13 protein-coding genes are annotated in these 17,669 nt (G+C 39.2%); all 13 read left to right on the top strand.

Annotated features, from left to right (window positions below):
• Positions 1-290: 290 nt before the first annotated feature.
• The 13 genes from ACDJ58_RS22175 to ACDJ58_RS22115 all read left to right on the top strand — a co-directional run bounded on the left by ACDJ58_RS22175 (position 291) and on the right by ACDJ58_RS22115 (position 17,640).
• Positions 291-2,024 carry a cache domain-containing sensor histidine kinase gene (locus ACDJ58_RS22175; RefSeq protein WP_413372957.1) on the top strand — a complete coding sequence of 578 codons (1,734 nt, stop codon included), beginning with the start codon at positions 291-293 and terminating at the stop codon, positions 2,022-2,024.
• On the top strand, positions 2,017-3,093 hold the full coding sequence (locus ACDJ58_RS22170) for a response regulator transcription factor (protein ID WP_053781506.1): 1,077 nt from the start codon (positions 2,017-2,019) through the stop codon (positions 3,091-3,093). Before ACDJ58_RS22175 ends, ACDJ58_RS22170 begins: the two co-directional genes overlap by 8 nt.
• Before the next feature lie 117 nt (positions 3,094-3,210).
• Positions 3,211-4,386 (top strand): acyl-CoA dehydrogenase family protein, encoded by a 1,176-nt coding sequence (locus ACDJ58_RS22165; protein ID WP_053781637.1) that lies wholly within the window; start codon positions 3,211-3,213, stop codon positions 4,384-4,386.
• A 43-nt stretch (positions 4,387-4,429) separates the two neighbouring features.
• Positions 4,430-5,695 carry an ABC transporter substrate-binding protein gene (locus ACDJ58_RS22160; RefSeq protein ID WP_053781505.1) on the top strand — a complete coding sequence of 422 codons (1,266 nt, stop codon included), beginning with the start codon at positions 4,430-4,432 and terminating at the stop codon, positions 5,693-5,695.
• A gap of 95 nt (positions 5,696-5,790) precedes the next feature.
• The gene (locus ACDJ58_RS22155) at positions 5,791-6,663 is read left to right on the top strand and encodes a carbohydrate ABC transporter permease (RefSeq protein ID WP_053781504.1); all 873 of its coding nucleotides are present in this window, start codon (positions 5,791-5,793) and stop codon (positions 6,661-6,663) included.
• A 2-nt stretch (positions 6,664-6,665) separates the two neighbouring features.
• Complete coding sequence (locus ACDJ58_RS22150) at positions 6,666-7,511, top strand: carbohydrate ABC transporter permease (RefSeq protein WP_053781503.1); 846 nt, start codon at positions 6,666-6,668, stop codon at positions 7,509-7,511.
• Between the two features lie 34 nt (positions 7,512-7,545).
• Entirely contained in the window at positions 7,546-8,946 is a 1,401-nt protein-coding gene (locus ACDJ58_RS22145) for a Sapep family Mn(2+)-dependent dipeptidase (protein WP_413372956.1), read from the top strand.
• Between the two features lie 327 nt (positions 8,947-9,273).
• A complete protein-coding gene (locus ACDJ58_RS22140) occupies positions 9,274-11,133 on the top strand; it encodes a histidine kinase (protein WP_413372955.1) in 1,860 nt (619 codons plus the stop codon).
• The gene (locus ACDJ58_RS22135; protein WP_413372954.1) at positions 11,111-12,655 is read left to right on the top strand and encodes a response regulator transcription factor; all 1,545 of its coding nucleotides are present in this window, start codon (positions 11,111-11,113) and stop codon (positions 12,653-12,655) included. The genes ACDJ58_RS22140 and ACDJ58_RS22135 overlap by 23 nt, the downstream gene beginning before the upstream one ends.
• A 224-nt stretch (positions 12,656-12,879) precedes the next feature.
• Positions 12,880-14,124 carry an extracellular solute-binding protein gene (locus tag ACDJ58_RS22130; RefSeq protein WP_413372952.1) on the top strand — a complete coding sequence of 415 codons (1,245 nt, stop codon included), beginning with the start codon at positions 12,880-12,882 and terminating at the stop codon, positions 14,122-14,124.
• Between the two features lie 96 nt (positions 14,125-14,220).
• Positions 14,221-15,090 carry a carbohydrate ABC transporter permease gene (locus tag ACDJ58_RS22125; protein WP_413372951.1) on the top strand — a complete coding sequence of 290 codons (870 nt, stop codon included), beginning with the start codon at positions 14,221-14,223 and terminating at the stop codon, positions 15,088-15,090.
• Positions 15,090-15,926 (top strand): carbohydrate ABC transporter permease, encoded by an 837-nt coding sequence (locus tag ACDJ58_RS22120; RefSeq protein WP_413372950.1) that lies wholly within the window; start codon positions 15,090-15,092, stop codon positions 15,924-15,926. Before ACDJ58_RS22125 ends, ACDJ58_RS22120 begins: the two co-directional genes overlap by 1 nt.
• Before the next feature lie 100 nt (positions 15,927-16,026).
• Complete coding sequence (locus ACDJ58_RS22115) at positions 16,027-17,640, top strand: glycoside hydrolase family 13 protein (RefSeq protein ID WP_413372949.1); 1,614 nt, start codon at positions 16,027-16,029, stop codon at positions 17,638-17,640.
• Positions 17,641-17,669 lie beyond the last annotated feature (29 nt).

The following is a 17,669-nucleotide window of genomic DNA, read 5'->3' as shown; positions in this document are numbered from 1 at the left end:
TTATCGTTTAGGCAAGTATCTAATTAATTTTAGTCCACTATTTCATAAAGCTAACGGGCGGGTTAAATGGAATATTGTAAGAAAACGGAGTTCGGCGTTGCGGGCTGGTATGCAACCTTTTCACGGACTCAGCTACCTAAAGAACAGTTAAATTCTTATTTTCTTATTGTTTTACTAGGGAATATAAAGTATTTTTTAATAGGGTATTACCTTAAATGTTTATATTATTACTTCTTTATGGATCGGTTCTAATATGCTGGAAGTGGTTATGCGGTAAGGGAGAATTCAGAATGAAAATAAAAATAAAAATAAGAATAAGACATAAGCTAGTGTTGTTTGTATTGATCGGTGTTCTACTGACGAGTGGCATCAGCCTTTTATACGTACAAAATATGCATAAGTTATATGAACAGATTGTCTATGAACAAACAAGTGAGAAGCTGTACTTGTATTCAGAGCGAATTGAGGACAAGCTAGCAGCCATTGATCGTATGACACAATCGATAGCAAGTGACGCTGACATTCAACATGGGTTAGAGAAGATAAAGCAGAACAAGAATAGTCGCGAAACCTATTATGCGATTCGTGCAATGGAAGAGAAGCTGTTATCGTACCGTTTTTTTAATTATCCGATCCGCTCTGTAGCGATTATTGATTATTGGGGCAATGATTACTGGCTGGGCACAACTAAGGATGAGACTGCACCAGCGTATAGTAAGCAATTTATTGCAATGGCCGCTCAGAAAGAAGGGGGAAGTCTGTGGAAGGGTGGGGAAAGAGATTCCAAGATTTTTACTTCCCTAAGGGAAATAAGAGCAGTGAAGAGTATGGATTTTCCATCATTAGGGACGTTAATTGTTCGAGTGAATGCGAGTGATTTGATTGAATCCATAGGCTCTAATCACTCATCTTCCAATAATAAATTGCTCATCTATGAAGATCATACTCCAATCTATTGGAATGATGAGCAGTGGAAAGATAAGCCTATGCCAAGCTCTTTAATACAGAATGAACGATCAGGTGAACGCTATGAGATGATCACGTTAAATCATCACAAGTACTTGAGTACCTTATCTACAATGAGCTTTACAGGTTGGACATTAGTGAACCTTGTACCATACGAATCGTTATTTCAGCAAGCTATTCTGATGAAGAAAATCTTACTGCTTTTATATACTTTTATTCTAGTCTCACTTGTGTGGATAGGCTTAATTTTTGCTAGAAGCATTACACGTCCTTTGGAGACGCTGGCTTTTCGGATGAGCAAGGTAGAGCAAGGAGATTTTGTCACTTATCGAGAAGAGCCTGTGAGAAATGGGGATGAGATCGGATGGTTAACGAATAGCTTTGATAAAATGACAGTCTCATTAGACCGCTTAATTAAGGATAACTACATCAAGCAAATCCATATCAAGGAGTCTCAGTATGAAGCGCTGAAGGCGAAGCTGAATCCTCATTTTCTCTACAATACGCTTGATTCTATTAACTGGCTAGCACGCAGACAGGGACAAGAGCGCATCTCTAGTATGGTCAAAGCTTTGGGTGATATGTTGCGAAGTACAACAAGTAGAAAGGAAATGACCATGTTACAGGAAGAAATACAGCATGTAAATAACTATTTACTCATTCAGAAATATCGATTTGAAGAACGGCTGCAATGTGAAATCAATATCCCTGATGAATTAAACCAATGTTATATTCCTGCAATCATCCTCCAGCCTATTGTTGAAAATGCTATTAAGTACGGTATTGATGAATTGACAGGGGAATGTCACATTACGATTAGTGGAGAACGTTTTGGCGAGCAATTAGATATTTGGATTGCGGATCAAGGTCCAGGGATGGACACACATTATTTAGAGCAAGACTCAGGAGATGGAATTGGACTAAGAAGCATTCATGAACGTTTGCGATTACTGTATGGAGAGCCATATGGTATTGGAATTTTGGAAGGCATAGATCAAGGAACCATTATTCGGATTCGAATTCCTGTTTTATTGAAAGAGGGAGTAAGTTATGTCTAGTTATCGGGTATTAATCGTCGATGATGAACGAATGGCAAGAGAAGGTATTGCAGAAGCCATAGACTGGATTACCCTTGGTATGGAGTTGGTAGGGACAGCTATCAATGGACAGCAGGCATTAGAGAAGATTCAAGAGCTTCAGCCGGATGTAGTCATTACGGATATTAAAATGCCTATTATTGACGGTCTTCAATTAATTGAGCAGGGCTCAAAGATTTCTTCTCAGATAATATTTATTGTATTATCAGGATTTGGAGAATTTGAGCTAGCTACTCAGGCGATGCGTTTTGGGGTGCGCCGGTATTTATTAAAGCCAAGTGATGAGCATGAGATTACTGAAGCTTTGCATTGGTCTAAGGTTGAGGTAGATGCAATTCGCAGTAATTTTGCGAAAAATAGACAGCCCATTGCTTCAATTACGCCCCAAAGTCAAGGGATCATTTCTTCCTCTATACCTAGCGATTTGCTGCAGGCGATTGTTGATGCTGATGAAGCCCAATTAATGAAGATATCGCGATTATGGATCGAGCAATTATTAAGCGAGGGGGTATCATTACAAGCCATCCAAGACAATAATAATCATGTCCTGTCCTATATCCGCAATCAGTTGAAATCAGAATATGGCATTAGTACAGCACCTGCAGTTGTAGAGAGTCAAGATATACAAGCGTTCCAGAAGGAGTTAGGCGAGCTGTATACAAGCTATCATTATCGTAAGACTGATAAGAAGGCGATGCTGGTTATAAAAATAAAGCAATTAACCATCCAGCATATTCAGAGTAGACGGCTTTCTTTGCAATGGCTAGCTCAGCATTATTTATTTCTTAACTCCGAATATTTAGGCAAGCTGTTTCGACAAGACACAGGAGAGAAGTATACCCAGTTCTTGACCTCTGTTCGCATGAAAAAGGCGAAGGAGCTATTGCTTTCACATCCTACAATGAAAATTTATGAAGTAGCTGAACAGTGTGGATTTGAGCAAGATCCACAGTATTTTTCCAATGTATTCAAGAAATTTTATGGGTTTACACCTAATGAATATCGTAAACAGCATTGGGAGAACAACTAACTAGTACGGTTTTTTACAATAAAAAACTCGGATTTTTTATATTCAAATTTTAAGGAAATAACATTACTATTAAACAAAGTAAACCAATGAGGATTATTAGAAAGGCAGTTGTTAATGATGACATACTCTGATTCTTCAGATCGTTTTATACGAAATGAGCGGGAAGCGAAAATTGCAGCAAGAGCAGATCAGCTAGCAGGGATTTTTGCAGAGCGAGCTCCTAAGCATGATCTTGAAGGAACATTTCCCTTTGAGAATTTTAATGAGTTAAGAGGTAGCGGATACCTTGCTCTTACCGTACCAAAGCAATATGGAGGAGAGGAAGCATCAATTTATGAACTGGTTCTTTCTCAAGAGCGACTGGCAAGAGGAGACGGCTCCACTGCACTAGCAATCGGGTGGCATATTGGTTTATTGAAGCAGCTTCATCTATCAGGAGCAATTCCAGAAGAACTTTTTAGTGAGCTATGTCTTGAGGTTGTACATGATGGGCTAGTATTGAACGAACTGGTAAGTGAGCGAGCAATGGGTAGCCCGACTCGTGGTGGAAAACCTGAAACAAAAGCAGTTAAAGTTGAGGGTGGCTGGCTGATAACGGGTCAGAAATCGTACTGTACGTTAAGTCCGATTCTTAACAAGTTTATTGTTGCGGCTACGATGTCGGATACCGATACTGTAGGATCATTTATCGTAGAAGCTGGCGATGGCGTCAAAGTGCTGGAGACATGGAATACGATGGGAATGCGTTCAACAGGCAGTCATGATATTGCCATGAATGAGGTATTTGTTCCAGATCGATATCACATCCGTGGTAAAGCAAGTGACCAGCTGCGCAAACCAGTCCCCACAGACGGTAACATGCTTCATATTCCTGCGTGTTATCTTGGAATTGCACATGGTGCCAGGGATTTCGCCCTTTCTTTTGCTGCTAAACATCAGCCTAATTCATTACAAGTTCCAATTGCTGACTTGCCAAATATTAAGCGTTTAATTGGAGAAATTGAACTTGATTTAATTACAGCAAGAACCTTCCTTTATGATACTGCAGATCGTTGGGATAAGGAAACGGGTAATCGCGAAAATTTGAAGATTGAGCTAGGTGTTGCCAAGCATCTTGCTACCAATGCGGCACTACGTGTTGTTGATCACGCGATGAGAATTGTAGGCGGCTTGAGCCTTTCTAAGGCTTTCCCGCTTGAGCGTATGTATCGCGATGTTCGTGCAGGGCTTCATAATCCGCCAATGGACGATGTTGTCATTACGAATCTGGCTAATCGCGCATTAGGGAAATAATCTCTAAATGGTACATAAAAAGAAGTAGTTAGGGGAGAAAGAGATGAAAAGAAGTGCAAAGCTAGCTGTTACAGCTATGTTATTAATGTCCATAATTCTGACGGCATGCGGGAAGGAAAACGTAGCAGATAACGGAAATTCAAGCAAGAGCGATGTTGTTAAAATCGAGTTTTTCCAGCAGCAGGGTGAGGAAGCCATTCAAAATGCCTATCACGAAATTATTGCTGATTTTACAAAGGAATATCCGAATATTGCAATTAATATGAATACCGTGCCTGACCCAGTTAAAGTATTAACGTCTCGGTTTGCAACAAATGATATTCCACCACTATTTACTGATTATCCTACACAGCTTCAATTTAAGGAAAAAGTAAAAAATGGCTATATCGAAAACTTAAGCGATCAACCCTTTATTAAAGATGTTAACGAAACATATTTGGATATGACTGTAGCAGATGACGGTGGATACTACTCTTTGCCGTACGCTCGAAATTATATGGCAGTATACTATAATATCAATCTATTTGAACAAAATAACGTGAAAATCCCAACCACCTATGCTGAATTTATCGAAGCATGCAAATTGTTTCAAAGCAAAGGTATTACACCGCTCTATCTTCCATTGAAGGATGTAGGTCACATCTTCCAAGCTACGAACATTGCTTTTGCACCTGGTGGTGTTGAAGAGATGGTTAAAGTGGCTAAGGGTGAAGGTCAAGTGGAAGGCAATCCGCTATTCTTGGAATTTGCCAACAAGCTAAGAGAGTTAACGCAATATGCTAATAAGGATGCTTTTGGTGTGAGCGCTCAAATGATGCAAGAAGCATTTGCTAATGGTCAAGCCGCTATGATTATTTCTGGCTCATACGGTCGTGGGAATATTAAGGTTGCTAACCCTAATTTGAAATTCGGTGCGTTCCCTCTTCCGAATGATACTGTTGATACAACGACAGCTTTATCAGGTGTCAATGCTTCCCTGTCCATCTCTGCAAAAGCTAAGCCTGAGGAAAAAGAAGCTGCGCTTACCTTCTTAAAATATATAGCTCGACCAGAGGTTGCTCAGAAATGGTCTGATCTATCTGGCGAACCTTCCATTATTAATGGTACAAGCTATGGCGATCAATATTTACAGCCTATACTTGATTTTATCGACAATGGTAGAGTTCATGACTGGATGTCTTCAACGCTTGAAAGTGCGATTGTAACGGAATTATATAGTACAACTCAAGGTTATCTCATTAATAACGAGACGCCTGAGCAATACCTGAAGAACATTGATGAAACAATCAAGCTTAACGCTGTTAAGTAAATATAATAGCTTTGATCGGAGCGACAATTTGAGAATTCAAATTGTCGCTCCCTATTTACTAGCTCTACGTAACATTGAGATGAGGAAGGTGCAGCATGATAGGCAAATTTCTAGAACGCTCAACTTATTTCTTATTCACGGTTCCGGCTATCATTCTGTATACACTATTTTTCGCTTATGCAGTTATTGTAGGTATTCAATATAGCTTTACGGATTGGAATGGGATTAGTTCTAGCTATAATTATGTAGGGTTTAGTAACTATACGGAGCTATGGAACAACCCGAATTTTAGGCAATCATTATTAGTTACTGGAAAGTATGCGGTGATGCTTGTAGCAGGAGTAATGAGTCTGTCATTAATTCTAGCTTTAAGCTTAAACTCTCTTAAGAAGCTTCAAACCTTTACAAAGTCGATATATTTCCTACCGGCCATCATTAGTGCTGTAACCATTTCATTAATTTGGGACCAGGTATTTGTTCGAGTCATTCCTCCGATTGGTCAGAGCTTGAATATTATGGGATTATATCAAAGTCCTTTAGCCCATCCCAAATATGCTTTAATTGCTGTTGTGATCGTTAATATTTGGCAGGCTGTGGCCTTGCCGACCCTTATCTTTATTGCAGGCTTACAATCTGTTCCCTCCGAGCTGTATGAAGCGGGTAGAATCGATGGGGCCAGCACCTTTAATCGTTTTCGTTATATCACATTTCCATTTCTAATTCCTACGATTACCGTAAATATGGTGCTTGCGATTAAATCAGGTATCACTTCCTTTGATTATGCCTATACGCTGACAGGTGGAGGTCCAGTGAAATCTACTAATGTTATTGGGATCATGATATACAATGATGCATTTCAGAATCTAAAGTTTGCGATGGCTAATGCGGAATCAGTTATATTGTTTATTATTATTGCAGTGTTATCCTTTATCCAAATTAAATTAACACGTAAAGGTGGTGTCCATTAAGTATGAATTTAGCGATACGAAAAGAAGGGCTTGGCTGGCGTATTCTCCGAAATATCATTTTACTTATTGGAATCATCATTATAATGGGGCCAATATATCTTGTCATAGTTAATTCCTTTAAGACATTAGAGGAGGCAGGCAAAGGGTTTTTCAGTTTTCCCAAAGCACTGAATTTTTCTAATTACTCAGAACTACTTTCTAAGGGGAATTACTGGAGAGTTGTATGGAATACGACCTTGATTACAATTGGATCTGTAATCATAGTTCTTGTTATTAATCCTACCGTTGCTTATGCTATTGCTCGTAATCGACATAAGAAATATTATAAATTTTTATATCTCTATATCCTGTTAGGATTGTTTGTACCATTTCAAGTGATTATGCTTCCTTTAACAAAAATTATGACCAATATTAATCTATTAAATCCTTTTGGACTCATTTTATTATATGGAGCGCTTAGCTTAACAAGAGGGGTATTCCTACTCGTCAACTATATTGAAGGAATGCCAACTGAAATTGAAGAGGCGGCAAGAATTGATGGCTGCAGCACTTTTAAAATCTATTATCTTATTACTTTACGTTTAATTATGCCGATGCTAGTTACGCTTGTCATTATGGATTCATTATGGTTCTGGAATGATTTTATGCTTCCACTACTAATTTTGAATAAAGCGAAGGAATTTTGGACACTCCCCTTATATCAATACAACTTCAAGACTGAATATTCCTTTAACTATACAATGGCCTTCACTTCTTATTTAATGGCGATGTTGCCTATTATTGTGATCTATGCAGCTGGCCAGAAGTACATAATCGCCGGACTAACTGAAGGTGCAATTAAAGGATAATGAACAAGATACTCCAAGATCGGGGGGGAAGTAAATGAGAGGTTTTGTTATTGAAGAACAGATTGAACAATGGATGGAGAAGCATAAGACAGAGCTATTAGAAGACATTGCTGGATTAGTAAGTATTCCAAGTGTGGCAAGCTATGATCCATCCTCTCCTTATCCTTTTGGGGAGAAATGTGCAGAGGCTATTCAGTATATATTGGATTTAGGTCAACGATATGGATTGCAAACGTTTAATCGGGAGTATTATTGTGCAGAAATTCGTATGGGAGATGAGGCAAAGCGGTCTATTGGAATTTGGGGGCATGTCGATGTTGTTCCTGCAGGGGAGGGGTGGATCTACCCCCCTTTTTTTTGTACACAAAAGGGCAATTTTCTCATAGGCAGAGGAGTACAAGATAATAAAGGTGCAGTCATTGCTGTTCTTTATGCACTAAGATTTATTCAGGAACTGGGTATCCCCTTAAACTATCAGCTTCAGCATATTATCGGTAGTGGTGAGGAAATAGGGATGTTTGATGCTACGTATTATCGTAAGCATTATCATGCCCCTGATTTTAATATTGTGGCGGATAGCGGATTTCCGGTCTGTTATGGAGAGAAGGGAATGCTCTCTGTTACCTTATGCTGTGATATTGCTGATTCGTCAATCCTTCGCATACAGGGGGGAGTGGCTTCTAATAGTGTACCTGGTTATGCTGAGCTTATTATACGACGTGATGAAGCAGCGACCGCCAAGCTAAGCCTCCTGCCATCTCATATTCAGTATAGTCAGACTGATGAAGAGATTACATTATTCGCAGTCGGCAAGTCCGGGCATGCCGCGTTTCCTCAAGGCACTAGTAATGCGATAGCGATCCTTTTTGAGCCATTGTTGCGGAGTACATGGTTTGAGGAGTCTACACATTACCAGCTTGAGAAAATTTATGATATTTGCAAGCATTATGATGGACGGGCATTAGGGATACATTGTGAGGATAAGCTATCTGGAGCTTTAACATGCGTCGGAACTTTGTTACAAGGGCGGGATGGAAGACTGGAGATAGAGCTGAATATTCGCTACCCTATTCATCAGTCATCCAAGATGCTGCTGCAGCAGTTGCAGGAAAGCGGCTTTACCCTGACTAATGTTCATGACAGTGAGCCGAGTTATTATAATCCTGATACGCCAGAGGTTAAGTGTCTCATGCAAGTATATCAAGTCGTAACAGGAGAGCAAGCGGAGCCATTTGTAATGGGTGGAGGTACTTATGCCAGAAAGCTACCTTATGCGGTAGGCTTTGGCCCTGGTTTGCCGACCGATGTGTCATTGCTTGACTTGCCTCCTGGTCATGGTCAAATTCACGGCCCAGATGAGGTGCAGTCTATTCCTAATCTGATCACTGCATTAAAGATTTATATTGTAGCACTACTAGAGCTAAATGAGCTATAAATCAGCATTCGCTTGTGTACAGTTGAAGCATGAATGACCTGAATGTTGGTCAAGTCAGAAGGTAGGTCGACCGGCTGCTATAAGGCAAAGTCGAACTGATTCAGCGTCTTACGAAACGGCAAGTGTGCAAGGCGTGTCAGCGTCTGGATGAAACCGTCGTACTGGGTGGGTGAGAAGTTCTTCAGCCGGAAGCTTATCGAGAAACTCCAGACAACAGTATCTTCGCTTTTGAAGCTTCTTCGCCGTGCTGATGGATGATCTCAGGTATTTACAAGTTTCCTTATTGCTGTGCTACAATGTACGGGGGAATGAGTGGAGGATGCCTAGATGAAGCTTGTCAAAGTGAGTATTATAACAAAAATTATTGTTAGCTTGATCGTAGCGACAACTGTTCCATTCATTATTTCAAATTATTTGTCGTATCAGATTACAGGCAACTCAATCAAACGCCAGCTAGTTGAGCTGAATCAAAATTCTATGTCAATTACGATGTCAGCATTGCAGTCTTATTTACATGAATTGTCACTACTTGGCTTGACGTACTTTTCTGATCCTGAGCTTGTTAGACTGTTGTCGGAAAAAAAACCTCAAAATCCTGCTGAAAGTGTCTATATTGAGCAAAGGCTTGAAAAAATATATGCGAATTATAGCGAGATAGGTGCAGTTTCTTACAAGAGCGCGCTAACAAACAAGCAGTTTAATATTCGAAATCATTATAATGAAATAGTGATCATTCCTGACTTTAAAGATCATGAGATGTCGGATGCACATAGTGAGCTGAAGCAACCGTTTCAAGTTACACTTAATAATAGAGAGCCAAGATTGCGTGTCAATAAGCCATTCATAGATATTTATACTCGAGAAGTAATCGGTTTGACTACCTTTGATGTTAAACCATTACAAATCAAAAATTTTCTTACTTCCTTAACAACAAGTGAGCAAGGACCTGTATACTTATTTATCGGAAATAATCTCGAACTACTCTATACAACTGCAGATGAGATGGATTCGACCGAGCTATCACTCTCAAAAGGAGTTAAACAACCCACGCAACAGGAGACTGCACAAAAAACTAGAGAACCATGGCAGGTAGAACTTTATCAAAGGCTTCATACATCCCAACTATCTACAGATAAAGGGGAACTTCAAACTACTGAAGGCAGTTATGTCTATTTTACCAAGACAGATGAAAATGGTTTAATCATGACAATAGTTAAGTTTATACCTCGCACACTTATTAATAAGGCACGTAATTCTGCACTTGGTAAAACTTTGTTAATTCAAGCAGTTTCGATTATTTTTATTTCCATTTTGGCGGCTTTAATCTCTTATTACATGTTGCGTAGGATTAAAATAATGTTTCAGCACATTAAGCAATTGCAAATGGGTAACTTTCAATTAAAGCGCAAGCCTGTACAGAAAACACCGGATGAGTTAGATTTGTTGGAAATTAGATTGCATGAAATGGCTGGTGAGCTAGACGAGCTATGGAATAAGCAATATCGTCATCAGCTTGAGTTATCGCAAGCCCGTTTGAAAATGCTGCAAGCTCAAATCAATCCTCATTTCTTATATAACACGTTGCAATCGATTGCAACTTTAGCAATTAAATCTAAAGCTCATGACGTCAGTGATCGACTTGCTGACTTTGCAGCTATGTTTCGCTATTCTATGGATATTGAGAACGAGGATGTTTCGCTAGAAGAAGAAATCGAACATATACAGCATTACATGGTACTTCAGCAAGGTCGCTATAAGCAAAGGCTTCAATTTGAGTTAGAATATTCCAATGAAGCGAGTTGTGTTCTTGTACCCAAAATGACTTTGCAGCCGCTTGTTGAGAATAGTATTATACATGGTTTAGAACGAGGAAATGGTCAAATTCATATAGTGGTAAACATTGTTTTGACTAAGCATTCATTGTTGATTGAGGTAATTGATAACGGAAAAGGCTTTACAGATCAGCAAATTGAACAGGTCAAAGCTGGTTACCTTGAGCAAGTTGTTGTATCGGAGAAGCGTGGAATTGGCTTGTCCAATGTATTGAAGCGATTAATGCTTTATTATGGAAACGGATTCACTTGGTCGATTTCTAGTAAGCCCTATAAAAAAACCATAGTAGCATTATCCTTGCCAATTGAATCATCAAGAGAGGGACAAGCAGATGAAGTTATTAATCGTAGATGATGAAGAGCATGTACGTGAAGGTGTTGAGCTATCGATTGATTGGCAACATTATAAAATCAATCAAATATTTATGGCCGAAAATGGATTAGAGGCATTGGAACTTGTACGGAAGCATATTCCCGAGTTAATAATTTGCGATATGAGCATGCACCTTATGGATGGCACAGAGTTTTTAGAGAAGCTTCGGGAGGAAGGCTGGGGCTCCAAAGTTATTGTGCTAAGCGGTTATCAAAAGTTCCATTACACTAGGGCAGCTCTGCTAGCTAACGGTGTGGATTACTTACTAAAACCATTTAAAATTCGTGATTTGGAAAAGGCTATTCAAAAAGCATGCAATCAAATAAAACAAGAGCAGGAAGTAAGGCTAAAGGAACTTAGCACTAATTTTCGTTTAAATGAAGTGAATAATCTTGTTATGGAGCAGCGGTTTTCTCGCTTAATTGAGGAAGAACAGGTTTCTAAAGAAGAGCTTAATACTTTTCTTACTACCATTGGAATCAACCCTGATTATTTTTATGTTGTTACTTTTTTGCCCAGAAATAAAGATGCAATCGTAAAGAAACATTTTGCTCGAGACGAGCAACTGTTTAATTATTCGATGAAAAATATTGTTAAAGAGCTGGTTGAATCGCTGGGTAGTTGGTATGTGCTTAAACATGAAGAATTTATCATTGTGTTTATAAGTTCTAATTATTTACTTGCAGATATAGAGATATCAGTAAAAAAAATACAGGATTCATGGAAAAGAACTTTGCGCCTATCTTCATTTTCTGGTTTCTATAAAATGAGCCTGACAGCTAGTAGACTTCAATTAGCTTTGTTTGAGGAAAAATCGATGATTCTTAATTGCAATATTTTTGATCATATTAAGAGTGGCCGAAAGTCATCAGCCATTAACTTTTTTATAGATAAGGAACGAGTTATTTTAGAAGCAATTCTCGCAAAAAATAAACAATATCTTCATGAATTAGTTGAATCTTTTAAAATAGAGTTGGCTTCGTATGAGTTTGTAAGCATAAGAGAGCTCCAGCACTATACCGTAGAAATCAACCTTCTGCTCGTGCGGATTTATAGTCAAATTAACAGTGATAACTTTCATGAGACGATGCCGCTTTGGATATCACAACTGGAAGAATGGTCCTCAAAACTTAAACAAATTTTTAGTGATATGCTAGAATCAATCAACTACAGTAGGCTGGAAATAACTCATGTTCAGTCTATCGCTGCGGTAAGAAATTACATTAACGATCATATGAAGGAAGAGGTTACATTATCAGGTTTGGCAGAGATATTTCATTTTTCACCGCAATATCTGGCGAAAAAGTTTAAAGAAGAGTATGGCACAACGATTATGAATTATCTTACTCAATTAAGAATAGAAAAAGCATTCTCATTGCTTGATCATACCGAGTTATCCATTCAAGAGGTTGCGAGTGAAAGTGGCTTTGAAAATTTAAATTATTTCAGTAAAGTATTTAAAAAACATACTGGTATCACACCTAGCGCTTATCGAAAGAATTAAATATGTAACATAGAACACATTCGTTTCCAGATTACTTCTGTCGAAAATATTGACAGCAGTTGTTGGAAATGAATGTGTTTTATTATTAATACTTTATTAAGCAATTCAGGTTCATAATTTACTCATTTAGGCGAATATTACACCTGTAATCGGTAATTTTTTATAGTTATAATCAAGCTTATGTTGTGAAATAAATTCCAAATACGTGATAGGGGGAAGAATTAATGAAGAGAAGATGGGGTCTTGTATTACTTACTACTATGCTTTTTATTTTTTTAACAGCATGTAGTAACAATACGGATGAAGGAACAGGTGATGGCAGAAATAATGTTGAGAAGCTTGCTAAAATTACTTTATTCCAAAGTAAAGTTGAAATTGCTGAGTCACTTGAGAACTTGGCATCTAAGTATAAAAAAGAAACAGGAAATGAAGTTGAGGTCTGGGGTTCCGCAGGTGATTCCTACATTACACAGTTACAAACAAAGTTAGCTGCTAATGAAGGTCCAACCATTTTTTCTGTGCAACAAGGTGTTGAAGCTGAAAAATTTGCATCATATTTCTATGACATGACGAATGAATCTTATGCGAAGTATATCGTTCCAAATATGGAATTGGAAATTGACGGTAAAATTGTAGGTGTTCCGATTGGAATAGAGGGATTTGGACTTGTTTACAATAAAAACTTATATGATCCTTCAACTGTTAAAGACACAAAGTCATTAATACAAGCTCTTGAAAAATTCAATGCTGATGGTATCAATGGTTTGGGTCTGTCTCAAACAGCGTATTTCTTGATTGGACATATTATTAACGCGCCATTTGCATTGCAAGAAGATCCTGTAGCTTTCATTAAGAAAGTAAACAAAGGTGAAGTTGATTTAAAAGAAATACCAGAATTCCAGGAGTTTTCCGAATTGATGGCAGCTATTCGTGCTTATACTGTTAATCCACTTGAAGTAACTTATGATAGACAAATGGGTGATCTGGCAACAGGCAAAACTGCAATTGTGCACCAAGGTAACTGGAGTTACAGTATGCTTGCTGACTATGATGATATTAATATTAGTATGGCTCCTATTCCGATCGTTGGAAACGATAAATTGGAAGTGGGCATCCCCGCTGGTTGGGTTATCAATAACAAAGCATCTCAAGAGCAAATTACAGCAGCTAATGCATTCTTAGAGTGGTTGTATACTAGCGAGACAGGTAAAAATACAATTCTTAATGATTTTGGGTTTGTTCCAGCGGTTACAACGATTGAACCAACTGGTTTAGATCCGTTATCACAGCAAGTTTATGAAGCAGCACAATCTGGGAATACAATTCCTCGGGCTTTGAATTATTTCCCACAAGGAATTATCATTAATGATCTTGCACCGCTAGCATCTGAATTTTTTCTTAATCCTTCAATGACCCCAGAACAATTCCTTGATAAACTTCGTGATGTTTGGGTAAAAGCTGCTAAGTAAGACAATGACATACATTGTTGAAAGCCTAAACCCTTATAAAAGGTGTTAGATTTTCCTATTTTCTTCTAAGTCAAACTTGATAAAAGGGAGTTTCGTATGCCAAATAAAAAACTATGGTATTTCATATTCACTATGCCGCTGTTTTTGGTTTTTTTTATTGTTGTTCTTGTTCCGTTTTTGATTGGAATTTACTATTCCTTCATTGATTGGGGGGGAATTGATGGTACCCCTAAAGTATTTGTTGGCTTTGATAATTATACTGCCTTGTTGCAGGATAAGCGTTTTCTTGCATCTTCGTGGAATACAATAAAATTCACTATATTCGCACTGATTAGCGTTAATTTATTGGGTTTAGTTTTTGCTTTGCTGGTTACTTCTGGATTCAAAACAAGTAATCTTGTTCGCACGCTATTGTTTATGCCGAATCTTATTGGTGGCTTGATTCTTGGATACATCTGGCGCTTCATTTTTACAGATGGAGGTAACCAATTAGGATTATTAACTGGATTGGATAATATATTCTTCAATTGGCTTATACATCCAAATTATGCTTTGCTTGCATTGGTAGTTGTCTTCACTTGGCAGATGGCAGGTTATACGATGGTTATCTATATTGCTGGTATTCAAGGGATTTCTGATGAAGTGATGGAGGCAGCTAAAGTTGACGGAGCAAATATATGGCATCGCATGACCAAAATCGTATTTCCATTATTAATGCCATCGTTCACAGTTTGCTTATTTTTAACTTTGTCGGGTGCGTTCAAAATCTATGATGTTAACTTGTCATTAACTAATGGCGGCCCAATTCACCATACCGAGTTGTTTGCTATGAATGTATTTAATGAGATATTTGGATATGGTAATTATGGGCTTGGTCAAGCAAAAGCAATTCTGTTCTTTGTCATTATTGCGCTTGTAACGATTACTCAAGTCATCATTACCAAGCGAAGAGAGGTGCAGATGTAATGAGTAAGACTAAAAATGGAATACTCTCTTTATTAATCGTAATTATCTCACTGGTGTTTTTATCACCAATTTACATTGTGATTGTTAATTCATTTAAAACACGGGCCGAATTATATGAAAATGTACTCTCCTTACCAGGCACCTTCAGCTTCGAATATTATATAACAGCAATTAAGAAAATGAACTTCCTAGTTGCACTTGGAAATTCACTATATGTGACGATTGTAACTGTTATTTTTGTCATTGTGCTTGCTTCAATGACGGCGTGGATGCTTGTACGTCGCGACAATGTCATGAGTAAAATCATTTTCTTCTTGTTTGTAGCGACGATGCTTATTCCATTTCAAACATTAATGATGCCACTTATGCAAGTAATGGATTGGATACGTACTCATTTACATTTGCCAGTTCTTAATACGCATGGAGGATTGATCTTTATGAATATTGGCTTCCACGCTGGCATAGCTGTATTTCTATATCACGGTTTTATTAAATCAATCCCTGTAGCTTTAGAGGAAGCGGCTGTTCTTGATGGTTGCAGTACATTAGGCGTATTCTGGAGAATTGTATTTCCTTTACTAAAAAGCATATCAGTAACAGTAGCGATTCTCGATGTTATTGCTTCATGGAATGATTACTTGCTTCCGTCACTGGTGCTATCTGAAAAAGGTTTGCGAACTATTCAATTATCAACGTTCTATTTCTTCGGCGAGTTTACAATTGTTTGGAATCAAGCGATGGCAGGCTTGACATTAACCATTATCCCTATTGTTATTTTTTATTCTATAGCACAAAAATATATTATTAAAGGGATTGCAGCAGGGGCAGTAAAGTGAAATTTATCATTTGTACAAGCCAAGTTCCTTGTTCTGGCTCTTATTGTGATATAGATGGTGTCATTATTTATAGCGTTGAATTGCAAAGGGGAGAGAATAAATGAACAAAACATGGTGGAAAGAAGCGGTTGTCTATCAGGTGTATTGGCGCAGCTTTTATGACAGCAACGGCGATGGATATGGGGATCTTGAGGGGGTATATAGCAAGCTGGATTATATTCAAAGCCTAGGTGTGGACGTCATCTGGCTGAATCCATGCTACGATTCGCCTGACGTCGACAACGGCTACGATATTGCGGATTACCGTTCGGTTATGCCAAAGGCGGGCACGATGGCCATATACGAGAAGTTGCTGGCTGCCGTCCATGACCGCGGAATGAAGCTTATTATGGATTTAGTCGTCAATCACACCTCCAATCAGCATGCCTGGTTTCAGGAGTCGCGATCCAGCATCGAATCACAGAAGCGCGATTACTACATTTGGCGCAAGCAGCCGAACAATTGGCGTTCTTATTTCGCGCCCTCCGCTTGGACATACGATGAAACAACGGGCGAGTATTACTTCCATTCCTTCTCTGAGGAGCAGCCGGATTTAAATTGGGAGAACGAGAAGGTACGGGAGGAAGTCTATGATTTTATGCGTTTTTGGCTGGATAAAGGGATCGACGGCTTCCGGATGGACGTCATCAATTTGCTTGCCAAAATCCCGGGCTTCCCGGACGCCGAGCGGCCCGAGGATATTTCATATTTGGGCAACAACCCGGGAATTCACGAGTATCTGCAGGAAATGCACGACAAAGTGTTAAAGCATTATGATGTGTTTACGGTCGGCGAAATTCCGTTCGTGAACCCCAAGGACGGCGTGCTCTACGTCGGCGAGGACCGTGGAGAGTTAAACACGCTTTTCCACTTTGAAGTGTGCGATTATATGGCCCATTGGGATTTGCCGCGCTTCAAAAAAATCCAGGATCGCTGGTACAAGTGCTTGTGGGGGAAGGGGTGGAACTCCCAATTTTTGAACAATCATGACCATACGCGGGTTGTATCGCGTTTCGGCAACGATACCGTATATCGAGAACAATCGGCCAAATGCTTCGCCACCCTCATTCACACCCTGCCGGGCATGCCTTATATTTATCAAGGCGAAGAAATCGGGATGACGGGTATCCGGTTCGATTCTATCGACGAATATAACGATATTGCTATGAAGAACAAGTATAAGGAAGAGGTCGGAACAGGCCGCGATCCGGAGGCAGTACTGAAGGAGCTTCAGCATTTGTCGCGCGATAATTCCCGCACTCCTATGCAGTGGAATGCCGGATCACAAGCGGGCTTCACGGAAGGACAATCATGGATCGGCGTCAATCCTAATTACAAGGACATCAATGTCGAACAGGCTCTGGCGGACGAGAATTCTGTTTTCTATTACTACAAGCAGCTCATCGCTTTAAGAAAGAGTAACGAGGTCATGGTTTATGGCGAGTTCGAGACATATCTGGATCAACATGAGCAGATTTACGCTTATACGAGAACGCTCGGAGAGGAGTCATGGTTGGTACTGCTGAACATCTCGGAGCAACAAGCGACCTGCAGCATCTCCGACCTCGGCGTAGGGAAGCTGGGCGACATCGTCATCGGCAATAACCCTGAACGAACCAATCAGGATACGGTGATCGATTTCCTGCCTTACGAGGCCATTGTATATCGGGTGTAAGAAAAGCATGTAAGAATGACAAAAAAATC

It is taken from the genome of Paenibacillus taichungensis (assembly GCF_047302525.1).
Lineage (GTDB): Bacteria > Bacillota > Bacilli > Paenibacillales > Paenibacillaceae > Paenibacillus > Paenibacillus taichungensis_B.
Note: the sequence above shows the minus strand (reverse complement) of the source record. Positions and strands in the feature narration are given on the sequence as shown.

Bases quoted from the DNA above. Each gene is read 5' to 3' on its own strand.
- ACDJ58_RS22175 (WP_413372957.1), top strand. From the start codon at position 291: ATGAAAATAAAAATAAAAATAAGAATAAGACATAAGCTAGTGTTGTTT.
- ACDJ58_RS22170 (WP_053781506.1), top strand. From the start codon at position 2,017: ATGTCTAGTTATCGGGTATTAATCGTCGATGATGAACGAATGGCAAGA.
- ACDJ58_RS22165 (WP_053781637.1), top strand. From the start codon at position 3,211: ATGACATACTCTGATTCTTCAGATCGTTTTATACGAAATGAGCGGGAA.
- ACDJ58_RS22160 (WP_053781505.1), top strand. From the start codon at position 4,430: ATGAAAAGAAGTGCAAAGCTAGCTGTTACAGCTATGTTATTAATGTCC.
- ACDJ58_RS22155 (WP_053781504.1), top strand. From the start codon at position 5,791: ATGATAGGCAAATTTCTAGAACGCTCAACTTATTTCTTATTCACGGTT.
- ACDJ58_RS22150 (WP_053781503.1), top strand. From the start codon at position 6,666: ATGAATTTAGCGATACGAAAAGAAGGGCTTGGCTGGCGTATTCTCCGA.
- ACDJ58_RS22145 (WP_413372956.1), top strand. From the start codon at position 7,546: ATGAGAGGTTTTGTTATTGAAGAACAGATTGAACAATGGATGGAGAAG.
- ACDJ58_RS22140 (WP_413372955.1), top strand. From the start codon at position 9,274: ATGAAGCTTGTCAAAGTGAGTATTATAACAAAAATTATTGTTAGCTTG.
- ACDJ58_RS22135 (WP_413372954.1), top strand. From the start codon at position 11,111: ATGAAGTTATTAATCGTAGATGATGAAGAGCATGTACGTGAAGGTGTT.
- ACDJ58_RS22130 (WP_413372952.1), top strand. From the start codon at position 12,880: ATGAAGAGAAGATGGGGTCTTGTATTACTTACTACTATGCTTTTTATT.
- ACDJ58_RS22125 (WP_413372951.1), top strand. From the start codon at position 14,221: ATGCCAAATAAAAAACTATGGTATTTCATATTCACTATGCCGCTGTTT.
- ACDJ58_RS22120 (WP_413372950.1), top strand. From the start codon at position 15,090: ATGAGTAAGACTAAAAATGGAATACTCTCTTTATTAATCGTAATTATC.
- ACDJ58_RS22115 (WP_413372949.1), top strand. From the start codon at position 16,027: ATGAACAAAACATGGTGGAAAGAAGCGGTTGTCTATCAGGTGTATTGG.